This is a genomic window from Bacillus sp. JHAA, assembly GCF_036961585.1.
Lineage (GTDB): Bacteria > Bacillota > Bacilli > Bacillales > Bacillaceae > Bacillus > Bacillus velezensis.
Window position 1 is genome coordinate 1 of the sequence record NZ_JBAMDE010000028.1, and the last position, 652, is coordinate 652.

The window sequence follows — 652 nt, forward strand, 5'->3', positions numbered from 1 at the left end:
GTTATCCGTTTCCGGTTTTTCCGGAGAAACGCTTGAAGTGTCTCTTTCTTCTCTGACAGGCGAGACGGAGACAGGGGCTGTCTCTGACGAAGCGGATAGCGATTCGCTCGCTTATATCATTTATACGTCCGGTTCGACGGGAACACCGAAGGGAGTGGCTGTTGAACACCGTCAGGCCGCCGCCTTTTTATCAGGGATGCAAGGGCAGTTCCCGTTGACGGAAGAGGATATTATCGTGCTGAAATCATCCTTTTCTTTCGACGCTTCCATCTGGCAATTGTTTTGGTGGACGATGTCAGGCGCCTCCGTGTATCTGCTTCCGGCCGGCTGGGAGAAAGATCCTGTGCGGATGATTGAAGCGTTTGCCTCAGAAAAGGTGACGACCGCGCATTTTATTCCGGCAATGGTCAACAGCTTTTTAGACGCGCTGGAAACGGAGCCTGAGGAAACAAGAACACGCCTCGGCAGAACACTGACACGCGTGTTTGCCGGAGGCGAAGCTCTTTCCCCGCTTACGGCTGCCCGGTTTGCAGATCTGTTGCCGGAGACGATGCTTATTCACGGCTATGGACCGACAGAAGCGACGGTTGATGCGGCGTTTTACGTCTGTGACCGAAAACGGGACAGCGGACGGACAAGGCTTCCGATCGGA

General features: G+C 54.3%; 1 protein-coding gene. It reads left to right on the plus strand.

Translation table 11 applies throughout. The annotated features are described in order from the left end of the window. A partial coding sequence (locus tag V7728_RS20380; protein ID WP_335371387.1) for an AMP-binding protein occupies nt 1–652 on the plus strand: 652 nt, incomplete at both ends.